Annotated in this window: 16 protein-coding genes; 12 read left to right on the top strand and 4 right to left on the bottom strand. The window is 73.0% G+C overall.

All coding sequences use genetic code 11. The features are described 5' to 3' along the window. The first annotated feature begins 15 nt into the window (after positions 1-15). The 7 genes from BX283_RS07720 to BX283_RS07690 all read left to right on the top strand — a co-directional run bounded on the left by BX283_RS07720 (position 16) and on the right by BX283_RS07690 (position 6,205). On the top strand, positions 16-807 hold the full coding sequence (locus BX283_RS07720; RefSeq protein WP_101386899.1) for an MgtC/SapB family protein: 792 nt from the start codon (positions 16-18) through the stop codon (positions 805-807). Positions 808-988: 181 nt separating this feature from the next. Then, on the top strand, positions 989-2,353 hold the full coding sequence (locus BX283_RS07715; protein WP_101386898.1) for an ATP-binding protein: 1,365 nt from the start codon (positions 989-991) through the stop codon (positions 2,351-2,353). Continuing rightward, on the top strand, positions 2,350-2,772 hold the full coding sequence (locus tag BX283_RS07710; RefSeq protein WP_101386897.1) for a roadblock/LC7 domain-containing protein: 423 nt from the start codon (positions 2,350-2,352) through the stop codon (positions 2,770-2,772). The genes BX283_RS07715 and BX283_RS07710 overlap by 4 nt, the downstream gene beginning before the upstream one ends. Then, positions 2,769-3,128 (top strand): DUF742 domain-containing protein, encoded by a 360-nt coding sequence (locus BX283_RS07705; RefSeq protein WP_101386896.1) that lies wholly within the window; start codon positions 2,769-2,771, stop codon positions 3,126-3,128. Before BX283_RS07710 ends, BX283_RS07705 begins: the two co-directional genes overlap by 4 nt. Beyond that, entirely contained in the window at positions 3,103-3,735 is a 633-nt protein-coding gene (locus tag BX283_RS07700; RefSeq protein WP_101386895.1) for an ATP/GTP-binding protein, read from the top strand. Before BX283_RS07705 ends, BX283_RS07700 begins: the two co-directional genes overlap by 26 nt. Continuing rightward, positions 3,732-4,979: a cytochrome P450 gene (locus BX283_RS07695; protein ID WP_101386894.1), complete on the top strand. Its 1,248-nt coding sequence runs from the start codon at positions 3,732-3,734 to the stop codon at positions 4,977-4,979. Before BX283_RS07700 ends, BX283_RS07695 begins: the two co-directional genes overlap by 4 nt. Beyond that, positions 4,976-6,205, top strand: a complete 1,230-nt coding sequence (locus BX283_RS07690; protein WP_101386893.1) for a cytochrome P450 — start codon at positions 4,976-4,978, stop codon at positions 6,203-6,205. Before BX283_RS07695 ends, BX283_RS07690 begins: the two co-directional genes overlap by 4 nt. Here the strand turns inward: BX283_RS07690 and BX283_RS07685 are convergent. Beyond that, a complete protein-coding gene (locus BX283_RS07685; protein ID WP_101386892.1) occupies positions 6,175-6,993 on the bottom strand; it encodes an inositol monophosphatase family protein in 819 nt (272 codons plus the stop codon). The two genes, BX283_RS07690 and BX283_RS07685, sit on opposite strands and share 31 nt — an antisense overlap. A 103-nt stretch (positions 6,994-7,096) precedes the next feature. On the opposite strand from BX283_RS07685, the gene BX283_RS07680 reads away from it, so the two are divergent. Continuing rightward, positions 7,097-8,065 carry an Lrp/AsnC family transcriptional regulator gene (locus tag BX283_RS07680; RefSeq protein ID WP_101392212.1) on the top strand — a complete coding sequence of 323 codons (969 nt, stop codon included), beginning with the start codon at positions 7,097-7,099 and terminating at the stop codon, positions 8,063-8,065. Between the two features lie 38 nt (positions 8,066-8,103). Here BX283_RS07680 and BX283_RS07675 read toward each other — a convergent pair whose 3' ends face one another. Then, positions 8,104-8,820, bottom strand: a complete 717-nt coding sequence (locus tag BX283_RS07675) for a flavodoxin family protein (RefSeq protein ID WP_101386891.1) — start codon at positions 8,818-8,820, stop codon at positions 8,104-8,106. Positions 8,821-8,928: 108 nt separating this feature from the next. Beyond that, a complete protein-coding gene (locus BX283_RS07670) occupies positions 8,929-9,429 on the bottom strand; it encodes an Asp23/Gls24 family envelope stress response protein (protein ID WP_101386890.1) in 501 nt (166 codons plus the stop codon). Positions 9,430-9,709: 280 nt separating this feature from the next. Here BX283_RS07670 and BX283_RS07665 point away from each other — a divergent pair, with 280 nt between their 5' ends. From BX283_RS07665 to BX283_RS07650, 4 genes are all read left to right on the top strand, one after another. After that, positions 9,710-11,260 (top strand): FG-GAP-like repeat-containing protein, encoded by a 1,551-nt coding sequence (locus BX283_RS07665; protein ID WP_101386889.1) that lies wholly within the window; start codon positions 9,710-9,712, stop codon positions 11,258-11,260. 205 nt (positions 11,261-11,465) lie between these two features. After that, positions 11,466-12,662 carry a glycoside hydrolase family 64 protein gene (locus tag BX283_RS07660; RefSeq protein ID WP_101386888.1) on the top strand — a complete coding sequence of 399 codons (1,197 nt, stop codon included), beginning with the start codon at positions 11,466-11,468 and terminating at the stop codon, positions 12,660-12,662. Between the two features lie 120 nt (positions 12,663-12,782). Further along, positions 12,783-13,832 carry a glutathione S-transferase family protein gene (locus BX283_RS07655; RefSeq protein WP_101386887.1) on the top strand — a complete coding sequence of 350 codons (1,050 nt, stop codon included), beginning with the start codon at positions 12,783-12,785 and terminating at the stop codon, positions 13,830-13,832. A gap of 131 nt (positions 13,833-13,963) precedes the next feature. After that, positions 13,964-15,487, top strand: a complete 1,524-nt coding sequence (locus BX283_RS07650; RefSeq protein WP_257582185.1) for a beta-ketoacyl synthase — start codon at positions 13,964-13,966, stop codon at positions 15,485-15,487. Between the two features lie 25 nt (positions 15,488-15,512). On the opposite strand, the gene BX283_RS07645 is transcribed toward BX283_RS07650, so the two are convergent. After that, a complete protein-coding gene (locus BX283_RS07645; protein ID WP_101386885.1) occupies positions 15,513-17,819 on the bottom strand; it encodes a glycosyl hydrolase family 18 protein in 2,307 nt (768 codons plus the stop codon).

The following is a 17,819-nucleotide window of genomic DNA, read 5'->3' as shown; positions in this document are numbered from 1 at the left end:
CGAGGAGTACGGAACATGCTCAACGAGTGGCACACGGCCGCCAACATCGGGGCGGGCCTGGGCTATGGCGGGATCATCGGCCTGGAGCGCCAGTGGCGGGCCCGGATGGCCGGGCTGCGGACCAACGCGCTGGTGGCCGCCGGCTCCGCGCTCTTCGTCCTGCTCTCCACGTACGGGTTCGTCGACGCCACCAGCACCAGTGGCTACGACGGCTCCCGGGTGGCCGCGCAGATCGTCTCCGGCATCGGCTTCCTCGGCGCCGGTGTCATCATGCGCGACGGGCTGAGTGTGCGCGGCCTCAACACCGCCGCCACCCTGTGGTGTTCGGCGGCGGTCGGCGCGCTCTCCGGGGCCGGGCTCTACGGTGTGGCGGCCCTCGGCACGGTCGGGGTGGTCGGCGCGAACCTGCTGCTGCGCCCGCTGGGGCGGCGTATGGACCGCGAGCCGCACGGCGGGGTCGAGGTCGGCACCGACTACCTCTTCGAGGTGGAGTGCACCGAGCCCGAGGAGGCGCACGTCCGCATCCTTTCGGTCCAGGCCCTGACCCGGCCGGGGTTCCGGCTGCGCTCGGTGCACAGCCAGGACGCCGACGCCCCGGGCAAGGTGACGGTGGCCGCCGAACTCACCACCGAGCGCCGCGACGACAGCCTTCTGGAAGAGGCGGTGAGCAGGCTGTCGTTGGAACCGGCCGTCTCGGCCGTGAGCTGGACGGTGCTGCACCACCCGGACGACAACGACGACGAGGAGTACGGCGGCGAGGCGCGGCGGCGCCGGTACTGGGTCCGCAACTTCTTCAACCAACAGTAGGGGCGCGCACCTGCCGACACGCTGACGTTTCGTAAAGAATCGGACTCCCGCGTTCAGGTTCGAAAGGATCTTCGTGTAAAACAGTGCGGGACCGGTCAATGACAGTGTGTACTGGCCACGTTCGCCTTCCGGGGCGGCCGTCCACATGCCCTTCTCCCGATCTCCCCTGAAGGTCCATCAGATGATTGAGATACCGGACCTGGCCGCCGGAGGCCTGGCGGCCGGGACCCTGTCCGCGTTCGTGCTGGCGGGCGGGCTGCTGAGCTCCCGGCGCCGGGGAGCCCGGCAGCAGGAGGAGATCGCCGGGCTGCGCTCCCAGGTGGACGCCGCCCGCGCCGAAACCGGCGGCCTCTCCCGGGCGTACGCCGCCGAGGTTTCCCATCTCGCCCAGCGCCGCGTCCCGGCCGAGGCGACCCGGGCCGCGCATCCGCACGTGCAGGTGCCCGGCCCCCTCCACCCGGACCTCGCGGGCACCGAGCTCGGCGCGGGCCTCGACGGCGTCCTGGACGGGGTCGCGGCCGCCGTGGCGCAGGAGCGCAAGCGTGTGGACGCCGCCGCCCGCGCGGGGATGCGCGGCGCCACCCGGGAGATCCAGGCCGGCCTCTACCGCCTCCAGGACCAGCTGCGCGGCCTCCAGCAGCGCTACGACGACCCCGAGCTGGCCCAGACGCTCTTCGCCCTCGACCACGAGAACGAGCAGTCGCTGCGGCGCGCCCAGGTCACCGCCGTGGTCTGCGGCGCCTGGGTCGGCCTTGCCCGCGAGGAGTCGCACCTGGTGGACGCGGTGACAGGCGGTCAGTCCCGGCTCGTCGGCTACCACCGCGTCCGGGTCCACAACCATCTGGAGACCGGCACCGCGCTCGTCTCGCACGCCGTCGAGCCCGTCGCGATCATCGTGGCCGAGCTGCTCGACAACGCGCTGCGCCACTCCGCCCCGGACACCGAGGTCGTGGTGAACCTCGAACGCGCCCACCACGGCGTCTCGGTCACCATCGACGACGCCGGGGTCGGCATGAGCCCCGACGAACGCGCCTACGCCCAGCGGATGGTGGCCGGGACCGAGCCGATCCTGCTCTCCGAGCTCGGCGACCCGCCCCGGATGGGCCTGGCCGCGATCGGCCAGCTGACCCGGCAGTTCGACCTCTCGGTCGACCTGTCCTCGCCCTCGCCGTACGGCGGCGTCCGCGCGGTGCTCCTGGTCAAGAACCACCTGCTGAGCCGGATCGACCCGGCCCGGCGGCCGCCGGCCGCGGCCGCGCCGCGCTCCACGCGCACGGCCGCCGAGCCGCCCGCCCCGCAGGCCGCCGAGCCGTTCGCACCCGAGCCCGTCGCCGCGTACGACACCGGCGCGATCACCCATGAGCCCGCGCCCGACGGCGACGCGCTGCCCCAGCGGCGCCGCCGCGCCCGGGCCGCGCTGCCCGCCGAGACGACCGCGGCGCCCGCCCGTACCCCCGAGGAGTCGGCCGCCGCGCTCGGCGCACTGCAGTCCGGCACCGCCGCGGCCCGCTCCGCCGCCCCCACCGAAGGGAACGAACCGCGATGACCAGCGGCACTACCGGCGAGAACTCGTGGGTGCTCGACGCGATCCTGGAGATCCCGCACGTCCGGGCCGCCGTCCTGCTCACCCGCGACGGCCTCGTCTCCGGCTACACCCAGGCGCTGTCACAGGCGTCCGCCGAGCGCACCGCCGCCATCATGAGCACCGTGCAGGGCGCCTGCCGCACCGCCGCGGCCGCCTTCGCGGACCAGGAGGACGCCCGTATCCGCCAGGTCGTCATCGAGTCCGACCACGGCTACATCCTGGTCGCGCCGACCGCCCACGGCACCTGTGTGGCGGCCTACGGCGACCCGGACGTCCGGCTCGACCTGCTCGCCCACCGCGTCCACTCCCAGGTGGCCCGGCTCGGTGAGAAGACCATGGCGGCCGCGCCGCGCGGAGCCGACGGCGCCACCCACGTATGACGGGCCGCCGCGGCGGCCGCCCGCTGGTTCCCGCCTATCTCTCCACCGGCGGAGTCGCGCGGCCCAGCCGCAACAGCCTGGAGCGGCTGTCCGTGCTGACCGGCGCGGGCGGGCCGGAGCCCGCCGGACTGCCCGCCGCCCAGCACGCCCTGCTGGACGTGCTGGACGGCGGCTCGCTCACCGTCGTCGAGACGGCGGCGCTCCTGGAACTGCCGGTCTCCGCCGTCCGGGTGCTCGCCGCCGAGCTGATCGACGAGGGCCTGGTGAGCGCCCGCCCGCCCATTCCCGTCGCCGCACTGCCCGCCCCCGATCTGTTGAAGAGAGTGGCCGATGGCCTCCGCGCCCTCAAGCAGTAGCCCCGGCTCCACCGGCGCCGCCGGGGCCCGTGGGATCCATCTGCCCGACACCGCACGCGAGTTGGTGAAGATCCTGGTCGCGGGTCCGTTCGGGGTGGGCAAGACCACCCTGATCGACTCGGTCTCCGAGATCCGCCCGCTGCACACCGAGGAGCACCTGAGCGAGGCCTCGGCCCGGGTGGACGACCTGGCCGGTGTCCGGGACAAGACCACCACCACGGTCGCCATCGACTTCGGGCGGATCAGTCTGGGCGGGGGAGTGGTGCTCTACCTCTTCGGCACCCCCGGACAGGAACGTTTCCGCTCGCTGTGGGCGGACATCGCCTACGGGGCGCTCGGCGCGCTCGTCCTGGTGGACACCCGGCGCATCGACGACTCCTTCGACGTGCTCGGCCTGGTGGAGGAGACCGGACTGCCGTACGCGGTCGCGCTCAACACCTTCCCCGACTCCCGCCCGTACACCGAGGAACAGCTGCGCCGCTCGCTCGACCTGGAGGCCGGCACCCCGATGGTGACGTGCGACGCCCGCGACACCAACTCCTCCATCGACGCGCTGCTCGCGCTCGTCCAGCACCTGATCGCCCGCAACCGCCCGGAGACCCGGTGAACCCGCACCCCGCCTACCCCGCCCCCGCAGCCGCCTTCTCGCTCTCCGCGCCGGTGCGGCTGTGGGAGGACGGCTTCGCCGCCGACCCGCACGCCTACTACGCGGCGCTGCGCGCCCAGGGCCCGGTCGGCTGGGCCGAACTCGCCCCGGGCGTCCCCGCGTACGTCGTCACCGACCGGCGGGCCGCGCTCGACCTGCTGCACGACTCCGACACCTGGTCGCACGACCCGAGGCCCTGGGAGGCCACGGTCGCGGCCGACTCGCCGGTCCTCGGCATGATGCGCTGGCGGCCCAACGCGCTCTTCGCGGACGGCGACGCCCATATCCGCTACCGGCGCACCCTGCTCGACGCCTTCGACCTGGTCGAGCCGCACGACCTGCGCGAGCGGGTGCACCGGGCGGTGGACATCCTGGTGGGCCGGTTCGGGCCGGCCGGGCGGGCCGACCTCGTGACGGAGTTCGCCCGGCCCCTGATGGCGCTGGTCTTCAACAACCTGTTCGGCCTGCCCGACAGCGAGAGCGGCCGCCTCAACGACTCGCTGGGCCAGATGATGGAGGGCGGCGAGCAGGCGGTGCAGGGCGAGGCCGAGTACGGCCGCTATGTCCTGGAACTCGTCGCCGCCAAGAGCGCCCAGCGCGGCGACGACCTCACCAGCCGCCTCCTGGACCACCCGGCGGGGCTCACCCCCGAGGAGGTCACCTGGCAGGTGTTCCTCACCCTCGGCGCGGGCCACGAGCCCACCGCCAACCTCGTCTCCAACGCGCTCTCCCGCATCCTGGGCAACCCCGCCTACTACTCGACCCTGACCAGCGGCTCGCGCCCGGTCGCGGACGCCGTCGCCGAGGTGCTGCGGTACGAGACGCCGCTCTCCAACTACGGCATCCACTTCGCCCGCGAGTCGCTGAGCTTCCACGGGGTGTGGATCCAGGCCGCCGTGCCGGTGGTGGTCTCCTATGGCGCCATCGGCCACTTCGCGGAGCACCAGTTCGCCGGGCGGCACCACCCGCACGACGCCTCGCACCTGTCCTGGTCCGCGGGCAACCACGGCTGCCCGGTCAAACAGCACACCCTGCTGATCGCCACCGAGGCCATCGAGCGGCTCACCCAGTGGCTGCCCGACCTCGATCCCACCACCGAGCGCGGGCGCCTGACCTGGCGCCCCGGCCCGTTCCACCGATCGCTCACGTCGCTGCCCGTCCGCTTCACCCCGCGCACCCCCGACCAGCCAGGAGAACGAGCATGACCCCGTCCACGCGAGTGCCCCTCGACCCGTTCGGCGCCGACATCCCCGCCGAGAGCGCCCGGCTGCGCGCGCTCGGCACGGTGGTTCCCGTCGAGCTGCCAGGAGGCATCCCCGCCTGGGCGCCCACCGGTTACGACACCCTCAAGTCCCTGATCCTCGACCCCCGGGTCAGCAAGGACCCCCGTCAGCACTGGCGGCTGTGGTCCGAGCTCGGCGAGCACCCCGACTGGGGCTGGATCCTGGGCTGGGTCGGCGTGATCAACATGCTCTCCACGTACGGGGCCGACCACACCCGGCTGCGCAAGCTCGTCGCCCCCAGCTTCACCGCCCGGCGCACCGAGGCGATGCGCGCCCGGGTGGAGGCGATCACCGCCGAGCTGCTCGACTCTCTGGCCGAGGAGGCGGCCTCCGGTGAGCCGGTCGATCTGAAGGCGGCCTACGCGCACCCGCTGCCGATGCGGCTGATCTGCGAACTCTTCGGCGTTCCGGGCTATCTGGTCAAGGACATGGCCGGGCTGATCGCGGCCATCATGGACACCTCGGACCCGAGCCCCGAGCACGCCGACTTCGTGCAGAAGCAGATCGCCTATGTGCTGCCCTCGCTCATCGCGTTCAAGAGCGAGGTGCCCGGCGACGACATGACCACCGAGCTGATCAAGGTCCGGGACGAGGACGGTGACCGGCTCAGCAACGACGAGCTCGTCTACACGCTGCTGCTCGTCATCGGCGCCGGCTTCGAGACGACGGTCAACCTCATCGGCAACGCCGTCGTCGACCTGCTCCACCACCCCGACCAGCTCGCCGCCGTCCGCTCCGGCGGGATCAGCTGGGACAACGTGATCGACGAGGTCCTGCGGGTCCACCCGTCCATCGCCACCCTGCCGCTGCGGTTCGCCGTCACCGACATCGAGGTCGACGGGGTCACCATCCCGGCGGGCGACGCCATCGTCACCACCTACGCGGCGGCCGGTCACGACCCGGCCCACTACGGCGAGAACGCCGGTGCCTTCGACGCCACCCGCGCCGCCGACGACCACCTGGCCTTCGGGATAGGCGTGCACCGCTGCATCGGCGCGCCGCTGGCCCGGATGGAGGCGCTGACGGCGCTGCCCGCCCTGTTCGAGCGCTTCCCGGGCCTGCGACTGGCCACCGAGGCGGACGAGTTGAGCCAGGTGCCGTCGTTCATCGCCTTCGGCTACCAGGAGATCCCGGTCCGGCTCGGCTGAGCCAGCAGCGGCAGCAGCCGCGCGTGCAGTGCGGGGGGCGCCGCGAGGAACGCGGCGGCCCCCGCCCGCCACGGCCGCCCCTCGGCGTCGGTGACCAGGGCGCCCGCCTCCCGGGCCAGCAGCGCGCCCGGCAGCAGATTGCCGTCGTCCCGGCCGAACTGCCAGAAGGCGTCGAGCCGTCCGGCCGCCGCGTCCGCGATCTGCCAGGACGTCGGGCCGAGGTTGCGCACGGCCGCCACGGCGGGCGCCACCGCCGCCAGCGAGCGCCCCCACGCCTCGGCGGCGCCCGGCTGCTCCCCGACGAACGGCGGATGGCTGCTGCCCACGACCGCCGCCGCCAACTCCCGCTCGCCCGACGGGCCGATCGGCACCCCGTTCCGGGTGGCCCCGTGCCCGGCGGCGGCCCGGTAGGTCTCGCCGAGCGGCGGGCAGTGCAGCACGGCGGCCACCGGCTCCCGGTCGCGTACCAGCGTGACGCTCACGCAGTACTGCGGCATGTCCCGCATGAACTGCACCGCCTCGTCGATGGCGTCGACCACCCACACCTCACCGCGCTCGGGCAGTACGGCGTCCATCTCGTCGGCCCACGCCACCCCGGGCCGTACCGCGTCGAGGCGCGGCCGCAGCGCCGCGATCAGCGGGGCCTCCAGCTCCAGGAAGAGGGACCTGAACGCCTCGAAGGTGGCGACGGGCGCCGGCCGGGGTGCCTTGAGGAGCAGTTCGCCTACTTCGACGGCCGCGTCGGCCATCGGCGCGAGGAGTTCCGCGCAGGACGTTTCGTACGACATGGGGGCTCCGCTTCGGGTCGGTTGCGGGGGATGTCTCCATCCTGCGGGGAGGAGCGGTGGGGCAGCCGTCCCCAGCCCTCCGAAGTGAGCGAAGATGTATGCCATGGCGGCGAATTCGGCGGTTGGGGTACTCGATGAGCAAGACCAGCGGCTGATCGCGGCGCTCCAGTGCGACGGGCGGCTCGGCGCCGAGCGGGCCGGGGAGGTGCTGGGGATCGGCGCCCGCACCGTGCAGCGCCGCTGGCGCGCGCTCATGGCGGACGGCGTCGTGCGGGTCCTCGCGCTGCCCGCCGTGCCGGACACCCTCGGGGTGCTCCTGCTGCGGATCAAGGTGCTGCGGGGCAGGCTCGACACGATCACCGCCGCGCTCGCGGCCCGCGAGGACGTGCCCTTCGTCGACGTCTCGGCGTCCGGGGACGAGATCACGGCGGTGGCCAGGACCGCGCCGGGCTCGCGCGACCCGCTCCTGTTCCGGCACCTTCCGTCCACCGGGGCCGTCACCTCGGTCACGGCCGCCACCGTCGTGCACGCCTTCCGCTACGCCTTCGAGTGGCGCCACGACGTGCTGACCGCCGCCGAACGGGCCGCGCTCACCCCGCCGCCCGCCGCCGGCGCCCCGCACAAGGCGTACGACGCACTCGACCGGGCCGTCCTCGCGGAGCTCACCGCCGACGCCCGCGCGACCGCCGCGACCGTGGCCGCCCGCGTCGGGCACCCGGAGTCCACGGTCCGGCGCCGTATCGCCCGGCTCGCCGCCGAGGGGCGCCTGCTGACCCAAGTCGCCGTGGACGTACGCCGGTTGGGGCTCGCCATCGACGCCAACGTCATGCTGGAGGTGCCGCCGGACCGGCTGGACGCGGCGGGCCGGGCGCTCGCCGCGCACCCCGCCGTGCACGGGGCGTTCGCCACCACCGGGCCGTTCACTCTGCACGCGGCCGTCTGGGTGCCGGATCTGGCGGCGCTCTACCGCTTCATTTCGGACGATCTGAGCGGCCTCGGCGTCAGCCGGGTGGAGACGGTCGTCGTCGGCCAGGCGGTCAAACGCCCGGGCTCGCCGACGGTCATCGGCTAGGCGGCCGGGCGGACGACGGGGGGTTCAAAGACCGGCTCTCACCGGTGCTCGGGGTTGGCGAAGTCCTCCCGGCAGCCCGCGTCCCAGGCCGAGCGCTGGTTGCCGTGCGCGGGGATGCCGCCCGCGCGCTTGAGCAGCGCCGCCAGGTGCATCAGGTTCCAGCTCATGAAGGACGTGTTGCGGTTGGTGAAGTCGTTCTCGGGGCCGCCCGAGCCCGGGTCCAGATACGACGGGCCGGGCCCCGCCTCGCCGATCCACCCCGCGTCGGCCTGCGGCGCGATGGTGTAGCCGAGGTGCTGGAGGCTGTAGAGGAGGTTCATGGCGCAGTGCTTGACGCCGTCCTCGTTGCCGGTGATCAGACAGCCGCCGACCCGGCCGTAATAGGCGTACTGCCCCTGCTCGTTCAGCAGGCTGGAGCAGGCGTAGAGCCGCTCCACCACCCGTTTGGCGACCGAGCTGTTGTCGCCCAGCCAGATGGGCCCGCAGAGCACCAGGATGTCGGCCGCCATCACCTTCTCGTACAGCGCGGGCCAGTCGTCGCTCGCCCAGCCGTGCGCCGTCATATCGGGCCAGACACCGGTCGCGATGTCGTGGTCGACGGCGCGGATCACCTCCGTGGTGACGCCGTTGCCCTCCAGCACCGCGCGGCTCCGGTCGATCAGGCCCTCGGTGTTGCTGACCTCGGGAGAGCGCTTGAGCGTGCAGTTGACGTAGAGGGCGCGCAGGTCGTCGTAGCGGTACGGCGTCGGGGCCATCGGGTCTCCTCGGGGCGGTGGGAGTCCTCCCCAGCCTCCCGGGTCCGGGGCCGCCGGGCCACCTCGGCGGCCCCGAACGAATGAGCCGGGCGCCGACGGCCCGTCCCGCTACTGCACGCGGGCCTCGGAGCCCTCCGAGGAGCCGTCGTCGGGCAGGTGGACGTCGTCGACCGAGATGTTGACCTCCACGACCTCCAGACCGGTCATCCGCTCCACGGCCGCGATCACGTTCTCGCGCACCTCCGCCGCGACCGCCGTGATGCTCACGCCGTACTCCACCACCACATCCAGGTCGATGGCCGTCTGCCGCTCGCCGACCTCCACCTTCACGCCCCGGCTGACGGCCGCGCCGCGCGCCCTCGGCACCCGGTCGCGCATCGCGCCTATGGTCCGGGCGAATCCGCCGCCCAGCGCGTGGATGCCCGGCACCTCGCGCGCCGCGAGCCCGGCGATCTTCTCCACCACGCCCCCGGCGATCGTCGTCCGGCCCCGGGTCGCGGGTGGCTGACCCGCACCGCTCCGCGCGGTCTGCAGGGTGGTGCCCGAAGTACCGGTGCGGTATTCGTCGGTGTCGGGTTTCTCAACGGCCGGGCTGATCGGCTCCGTCATCCGAAGCCACCTCCTGGGGGTCGGGGCCGGCGCGGGGGATCCGCGCGTCGTCGTCCTGCGAGTACCGTGCGCGCGGCTCGTCATGCGGGCAAGAGGGCGTCCGTACCCCGTTCCTTGTCCAGCGGGCGTCAACACGGGCGCCGTTCGCTGCTCCGGCCGGGTTCTCCTGCTGTACAAGAACGCGCGAGACGGTGGTCAGGAGTGATCCCATGACTGCCGTGGCAACTGATGCCCCGTCAAGACAAGGCGTCACCGGCGCCTTTCCGGCTGGAGGAAGATCATGAGACGAATCCGGTTGACCCGCTCCCTCCTCGCCCTCGCGGGGGCCCTCTCCCTGGCGACGCTGCCCGCGAGCCCCTCGGCCGCCGTCCACAAGGGCACCCCGGTGCTGCGGGTGATGCCGCTGGGCGACTCGATCACCTGGGGCGGCGGCAGCCCCACCCTCTCCTCCTACCGGCGCCCGCTGTGGCAGATCATGCGGCTCGAAAGGCGCTACACCGTACGGTTCGTGGGCTCCAAGGCCTCCGGCAGCTTCGCCGACTTCTCCAACGAGGGCCACAGCGGCTACGTCATCGACCAGCTGCGCGACGGCATCGACGGCTGGATGGCCGGCGCCCGGCCCGACGTGGTGCTCCTCCACATCGGTATCAACGACATCGCCCGGGACATCGACCTGCCGCACGCCCCCGACCGGCTCGCGGCCCTGGTCGACCGGATCTACGCGGACAAGCCGGGCGTCACCGTCCTGGTGATGGGCCTCATCCCCACCACGAGCGGCCTGGAGGCGCCCGCCAAGGCGTTCAACGTACGGGCCAAGGCGCTGGAGGAGACCGAGAGCCGGGCGGGGCGGAAGTTCCGCTATGTGGAGCCGCCCGCGCTCACCCAGGCCGAGTTCGTCGACCAGCTCCACCCCAACGACGCCGGGTTCCGGCGGATGGCCTGGTCCTTCTTCAAGCCGCTGGACGCGGTGTGGCGCCGGGGCTGGGAGTCCGGCGGCCCCGCGCTCGGCGCCGGCACCGAGGCGGGCGGGGCGAACTCCGTACGCTGGGCGGACTTCGACGGCGACCGCCGCATGGACCAGTTCACGCTGGACGGCCACGGCGGCGCGTCCGTACGCCTCAACCGGGGCGGCAACGGGCGCGGCGGCTGGAAGCCGCTCGGCCGGGTCGTCCGGGGCCTGCCCGCCGCCCCGGTCCGGGTGCGGTTCGCGGACTTCGACGGCGACGGCCGCGCCGATTGCGTCGCCCTGGACGCGAACGGCGCCGTACGCGTCTTCCTCAACCGGGGCGGCGACCCGCACGGCGGCTGGCAGGCGCTGGGGCAGGTCACCGAGGGCACCACGGAGGACGCGCGGCAGGTGGTGTTCGCGGACTTCGACGGCGACGGCCGGACCGACTACGTCACCCTCGGCGCCACCGGCGAGGTGCGGGTCCTGCTCAACAGGGGCGGCGACGGACGCGGCGGCTGGACGGACTGGGGCCGGGTCGCCACCGGGGTGACGGCCGACGCGAGCCGGGTGCGGTTCGCCGACCTCGACGACGACGGCCGCCCCGACTACAGCGTGGTGGCATCGAACGGCGCGGTCCGCAGCTTCCTCAACCGGGGCGGCGACGGCCGGGGCAGCTGGGTCGACCTCGGCAACACCACCACCGGCTTCACCACCGACACCGCCCGGGTGTCGCTGGCGGACTTCAGCGGGGACGGCAACGCCGACTACATCCTGGCGGGCCCCTCGGCCACGGCGGCCTCCGTGCACACCTGGGCGGGCGGCGACGGCCACGGCGGCTGGGTGGACCGGGGCCGGGTGGTCTCGGTGGCACCGAGGTCCTAGCCGTACGGCGACCAGGGCGGGGACACGACACCAAGTGAACGGTGGGACCCCGCCAACACCCCTGCTTCCTCAAGGAAGTTGACGCACGCGCATTGACACGCCTTCCTCCCGGGACGATTCTGAGAGCGCTCTCACGAGGTGGAAGAACCCATTCCTCCTCGCGGCGCCCCCCACGTGATCCGCCGGACCGATGAGGAGTTGGAGCGTGTCCGTCCTAGGAAAACCCCTGGCACCCCTGGTGGCCGCGTTGCTCGTCGCAGCGGGGTTCACGGCCACCGGCGCGGCCGGTCCCGCCACGGCCGCCGTGCCCTCGACCATCCCGCTCACCGTGACCAACAACTCCGGGCGCGGCGAACCGGTCTACCTCTACAACCTCGGAACACTGCTCTCGACCGGCCAGCAGGGCTGGGCCGACGCCAACGGCACCTTCCACCCCTGGCCGGCCGGGGGCAACCCGCCCACCCCGGCGCCCGACGCCTCGATCGCGGGACCGGCGAGCGGGCAGTCGACGACCATCCGGATACCCAAGTTCTCCGGCCGCGTCTACTTCTCGTACGGTCAGAAGCTCGTCTTCAAGCTCACCACGGGCGGTCTGGTGCAGCCGGCGGTGCAGAACCCGAGCGACCCGAACCGGAACATCCTCTTCAACTGGTCCGAGTACACGCTCAACGACGCCGGGCTGTGGATCAACAGCACCCAGGTCGACATGGTCTCCGCCCCGTACGCGGTGGGCGTCAAGACCGCGAGCGGCACCACCAAGTCGACCGGCCACCTCAAGCCCGGCGGCTACAACGGCATCTTCACCGCGCTCAGGGGCAAGCCGGGCGGCTGGGCGAACCTGATCCAGACCCGGCCCGACGGAACGGTGCTGCGCGCGCTCGCCCCCGGCCACGGCATCGAGTCGGGCGCCCTGGCGAGGACCGTCCTCGACGACTACATCAACCGGGTCTGGCAGAAGTACAGCACCTCGACGCTGACCGTCACGCCCTTCGCCGACCGGCCGGACACCAGGTACTTCGGCCGGGTCTCCGGCTCCACGATGAACTTCACCAACAGCGCGGGCGCGGTCGTCACCAGCTTCCTCAAGCCCGACTCCGACAGCGTCCTCGGCTGCTACAAGCTGCTCGACGCCCCGAACGACCTGGTACGCGGCCCGATCTCGCGCACCCTCTGCGCGGGCTACAACCGCTCCACGCTGCTGGTCAACCCCAACCAGCCGGACACCGGGTCCGGCGCCTTCTACCAGGACGCGGTGACCAACCAGTACGCCCGCGAGATCCACGCCCGGATGGCCGACGGCAAGGCGTACGCCTTCGCCTTCGACGACGTCGGCAACCACGAGTCGCTGGTCAACGACGGGGATCCGAGGCAGGCCTACCTCACGCTCGACCCGTTCAGCTAGCCGCGCGCCGACCCCCGACGGGGGACACGCGCTCGACCGGGCGGCTCATCCGGCGGGAGATCTCCCGCTTCGGGGGAAGGATCGCACCAAGCACGCGAGTCCAGCGGGAAGGAGACGGGGATGAGCCGCCCCGACGACAGCGACACGGCGGGCCCGGAGGGCAGCGGCGGCAACGCGGGATACGGGCGCCGGCCGTTCAAGCGCTCACGCAGCCACTTCGTCGACCGCATCACCCGGGACGGGCGCGACGGCTGGCCCGTCGAGTACGGCCGCTACCGGCTGGTCGTCAGCCGCGCCTGCCCCTGGGCGAGCCGCGCCCTGATCTCCCGGCGGCTCCTCGGCCTGGACGACGCCCTCTCGCTTGCGGTCGCCGACCCCATCCAGGACGACCGCAGCTGGCGCTTCACCCTCCACCCGGACGGCCGGGACCCGGTGCTCGGCATCCGCTACCTCGCCGAGGCGTACGAGGCGCGCGAGCCCGGCTACTCGGGTGGCGTCAGCGTCCCCGCGATCGTGGACGTGCCCAGCGGCGAGCTGGTCACCAACGACTTCCAGCGGATCACCCTGGACCTGGCCACCGAGTGGCGCGAGCTGCACCGCGCGGGCGCGCCCGACCTCTACCCCGAGGAGCTGCGCGACGAGATCGACGAGGTCATGGACGCCGTCTACCGCGACCTCAACAACGGGGTGTACCGGGCCGGTTTCGCCACCGGGCAGCGGGAGTACGAGGACGCCCACCGCGATGTGTTCCGCCGGCTCGACCTGCTCTCCGGGCGCCTCGCGGACCGCCGCTATCTGGTCGGGGACACCATCACCGAGGCGGACATCCGGCTGTTCACCACGCTGGTGCGCTTCGACGCCGTCTACCACGGGCACTTCAAGTGCAACCGGAACAAACTGAGCGAGGACCCGGTGCTGTGGGCCTACGCCCGGGACCTCTTCCAGACCCCGGGCTTCGGCGACACCGTCGACTTCGACCACATCAAGCGGCACTACTACCTCGTGCAGTCCGGCATCAACCCGACCGGGATCGTGCCCGTCGGCCCCGATCTGTCCGGCTGGCTCACCCCCCACCACCGCGAGCAGCTGGGCGGCCGCCCGTTCGGGGACGGCACCCCGCCGGAGCCGGTGCGGCGCGGCGAGGCGGTGCCGGAGGCGGGCCGCCCCTGAGTGGCGGGCCCGGTCCGCCGAGGTGCCGGCCCGGGGCCGACCGGGCAAGATGTTCCCAGATCGCTTTATCGACTTCATGAGGCTGGTGTGACGCCCCGGAGTCGTTCACATGTGCGAACCGGGATGCCGTGATGAGTGAAGAGTCGGTCATGGGCGGGGAGTGCTGGCTCCTCACCACCGGAGAGCTCGTACCGGGCGACGTCGTCGCGACCGGCGTGGACCGCTGGCACGTCGTGGTGCGCACCGCGCCCGCCAGCGAGTCCCGCACCCGGCTCGTCCTGCGCCCGGTCGGCGGCGGCTCGGACCAGGAGCGTCTGCTCGACCGGCGCGAGCGCCAAGTGGTGCGGGTGGGCCGGGTCGACCCCGCCGACGTGACCCAGCCCGAGGGGCCCGGCAGCGGCAGACGGCGGGTCGTGGTGACCGGCATCGGCGCGCTCACCCCGCTCGGCCCCGACGTCGCCGGGCTCTGGCAGGGGCTGCTGTCGGGGCGCTCGGCGGTCGGGGTACTGGAGGGCGAGGAGTTCGACGGGCTGCCGGTTCGGCTCGCCGCGCGGGCCGCGGTGGACCCGGCGGACCTGCTGCCCAGGCCGGTGGCGCGGCGGATGAACCGGTCCGCGCAGCTGGCCGTGCTCGCCGCACGCGAGGCCTGGCGGGACGCGGGCCTGGACCTTGAGGGCGCCCGCGAGAGCGGGTTGCTGCCCGCCCGGGCCGGGGTGTCGCTGGGGTCGATCATCGGCGGCGCGCCGGTGCTCGTCGAGGCCCAGCACCGGCTCGAGCGGCGGGGCCCGCGCGCGGTGTCGCCGCATACCGCGCCGATGCTGGTGCCGTCCTCGGCCGCCGCGCAGATCTCCATCGACCTCGGCCTCCTGGGCGAGGCCGGCACCTTGGTGTCGGCCTGCGCCTCCGGCACCGAGGCCATCGGGCGCGCCGTGGACCGCGTCCGTGACGGGCACCTCGACCTGGTGGTGGCGGGCGGCACCGAAGCCGTGATCACCCCGGTGATCCTGGCCGCCTTCGCTGCGATGAGAGCCGTTTCCACCCGCAACGACGAACCGGCGTCCGCGTCCCGCCCCTTCGACAAGAACAGGGACGGATTCGTCCTCGGCGAGGGCGCGGGCGTGCTGGTCCTGGAAGCCGAGGAGCACGCCAGGGCCCGGGGCGCGCGCATCTACTGCGAGGCCGCCGGATGGGGCCTGTCGGCCGACGCCTTCCACATGGCGGCCCCCGAACCGGGCGGCCGCGGCATCGAGGCGGCGCTGCGGGCGGCCCTCGCGGACGCGGACGCCACGGCGGCGGACGTGGTCCACGTCAACGCCCACGCCACCGCCACGGTCGAGGGCGACCGGGCCGAGGCGCGGGCGCTGGGCCGGGTCCTGGGCGCCCACACCCCGGACGTCCCGGTCACCGCCAACAAGGGCGCGCTCGGCCACCTCCAGGGCGGCGCGGGCGGCGTGGAGGCCATCGCCACCGTCCTGGCGCTGCGGGACGGGCTGATCCCGCCGACGGCCGGGTGCGACGACGTCGAGGACGGGATCGCCCTCGACGTCGTGCGCCACAGCCCGCGCTCACTGCCGCTGGACGGCGACATCGCGCTCAGCGACTCGTTCGGCTTCGGCGGCCACAACGCGGTGCTGGCCTTCCGCAGCATCGGCTAGCGAACCGCCCCGGGCGGGGGAGTCCTCAGCCGAGCCCCCCTGCCAGCGCGCTCATCAGCGTGCCCTGGGGCGTGTCGCCGGACATCTCCCACACCATGGCGCCGAGCAGCCCCTTCGCCTTGAGGTAGGCCGTCTTCCTGCCGATCGACCAGGTGTCGTCGAAGGACCACCACTGCCCGTCGGCCCCGGTGTAGCCGTACGTGGAGACGGACTGCTCGTCGTGGTACACGGTCAGTCCGGGCACGCCGCCGAGCATGTTGCTGTAGCCGCGCACCCCCGCCTCCTCCGGGAACTGGCCGGGCGCGGCCCCCTTGGCCGACTGCCACTCGCCGTGCGCCCCGCCGTCTGCGACGCTCTGCCAGCCCCGCCCGTAGAACGGGAAGCCGACGGTGAGCTTGCGCGGGTTGACCCCGGCGTCCAGATACGTCCGCACGGCCCCGTCGACACTGAAGTGGGTGGCGTACGGGTCCTGCGCGTCGGTGTAGAGGTTGGCCTGGTGGCCGGAGCGGTTCGGCTCCCAGGAGTTGTCGCTGCCGGCGCCGTGGAAGTCGTACCCCTGCACATTGGCGAAGTCCAGGGACGAGAAGATCCTGGTGAGGTCCCAGCCCTGCTGGATCTTCGCCGGGTCGGCGGGGGTGAACGCGGTCAGCAGCCGGTGCGGGCCGCCGAGCGCGTCGAACTGCTTGCGGAACTCGGCGAGCAGCAGGGCCAGATTCGCCTTGTCGGCCGTGGAGTAGTGGTTGCCCGCGTGGCCGTCGGGCGAGCCGGGCCACTCCCAGTCCAGGTCGATGCCGTCGAAGACCCCGGCGCCGGTGCCCGGGCCGCCCGCGCCGTTGTAGGCGGGGAGATTGCCCTTGATCCACACGTCGACGCAGGACGAGACGAACTTCTTGCGGGAGGCGTCGGTGGCGGCGGCGTCCGTGAAGAACTTCGAGTACGTCCAGCCGCCGAGCGAGACGACGGCCTTGAGGTGGGGGTACTTGGCCTTGAGCTTCTTGATCTGGTTGAAGTTGCCCCGCAGTTTCGCATAGCCGTCGTCGGCGACGCCGTCGACGGACTGGGCGGCGCTGAACGGCCGGGCGTAGTCGGCGTCCGCGTCGCCCCCGCCGGTGCCCTGGTCGGGGTCCTGCGGGTTGGCGCCGACGCCCTTGGTCACCCCGGCCAGACAGGTCAGGTTGACCGGGTCGATGTTCTCGAAGGCGTAGTTGACGACGTCGAGCTTGGCGGCCGAGCCCGAGGTGTCGAGGTTCTTGACGAAGTACTGGCGGCCGTAGATGCCCCACTGGGCGAAGTAGCCGACCTTCAGGTACTTGCCGGTGCCCGCCTGGTCGTCGGTGGTGACCTCCAGGGCGTCGGAGGCGGGCGAGGAGTTGTCGGCCGCGTCCCGCGCCTTCACGGTGAACGTGTACCTGGTGGCCGGGGTCAGCCCGGCGACGGTCGCGGTCGGAGTGGTGGCGGGGAGCGTCTGGGAGAGCACTCCGTCGCGGTACACGTCGTACGCGGCCACGCCGACGTTGTCGCTCGACGCGTTCCAGACCAGGTCCACGCTCGTCGACGTCCGGCCGGTGGAGCGCAGAGCGCCGGGCGCGGTGGGCGGGGTCGGGTCGGAGGCCGGGTCGGTGGTCGTCGCGGTGACCACCGCGCTCTGCGGACCGGTGTTGCCGCGGCTGTCCCTGGCCCGTACCGCGAAGCCGTAGGAGGTGGCCGGGGTGAGGCCGGTGACCGTGGCCGATGGGGTGGTCGCGGTGGCCACGACGGTGGCGCCGCTCAGCACGTCGTACGAGGCCACGGGGTGGTCGCCGCCCGTCGCCGGGGCCCAGGAGAGCGACACGCTGTGCGCGGTGACCGAGGTGACCTTGGGGGCGCCGGGCGCGGACGGCGGCACGTCCGGGGTGCCGTCGCACTTGTCGCCGTTGACCGTGCAGGCGCCGGGCGCGCCGATCGGACCGCTCGCCACGAACCAGTAACTGTACGGCTCGGTCGTCGAGTTGGCCGCGACGGTCGCGTTGTAGTAGGCGTTCTTCACTGTCACATGACGGCCGCTGACAGTGGCGTCGCCGTGGTAGTGGCCGCTGATGGAGACACCGGCCGGGAGGTCGAACTCCAGGGTCCAGCCGGTGACGGGGGAGGAGGTGGTGTTGCGGATGACATACGTCCCCTTCCACCAGGAGCCGTTGTCCTGGCTGCTGAAGGAGGCGGTGAGACCGCTCGCCGCGTGGGCGGGGGTGGCGGCGAGGCCGGTGAGCAGGGCGACGGGGAGCAGCAGCGCGCCGAGCAGTGCGAGGAGTCTTCGGTGGGGCGAGGAGCCCCGTAAGGACGAGGGCGAGGACAT

This window comes from Streptomyces sp. TLI_146 (assembly GCF_002846415.1).
Lineage (GTDB): Bacteria > Actinomycetota > Actinomycetes > Streptomycetales > Streptomycetaceae > Streptomyces.
The sequence above is the reverse complement of the archived record's forward strand: the minus strand, read 5'-3'. Positions and strand labels throughout refer to the sequence as shown.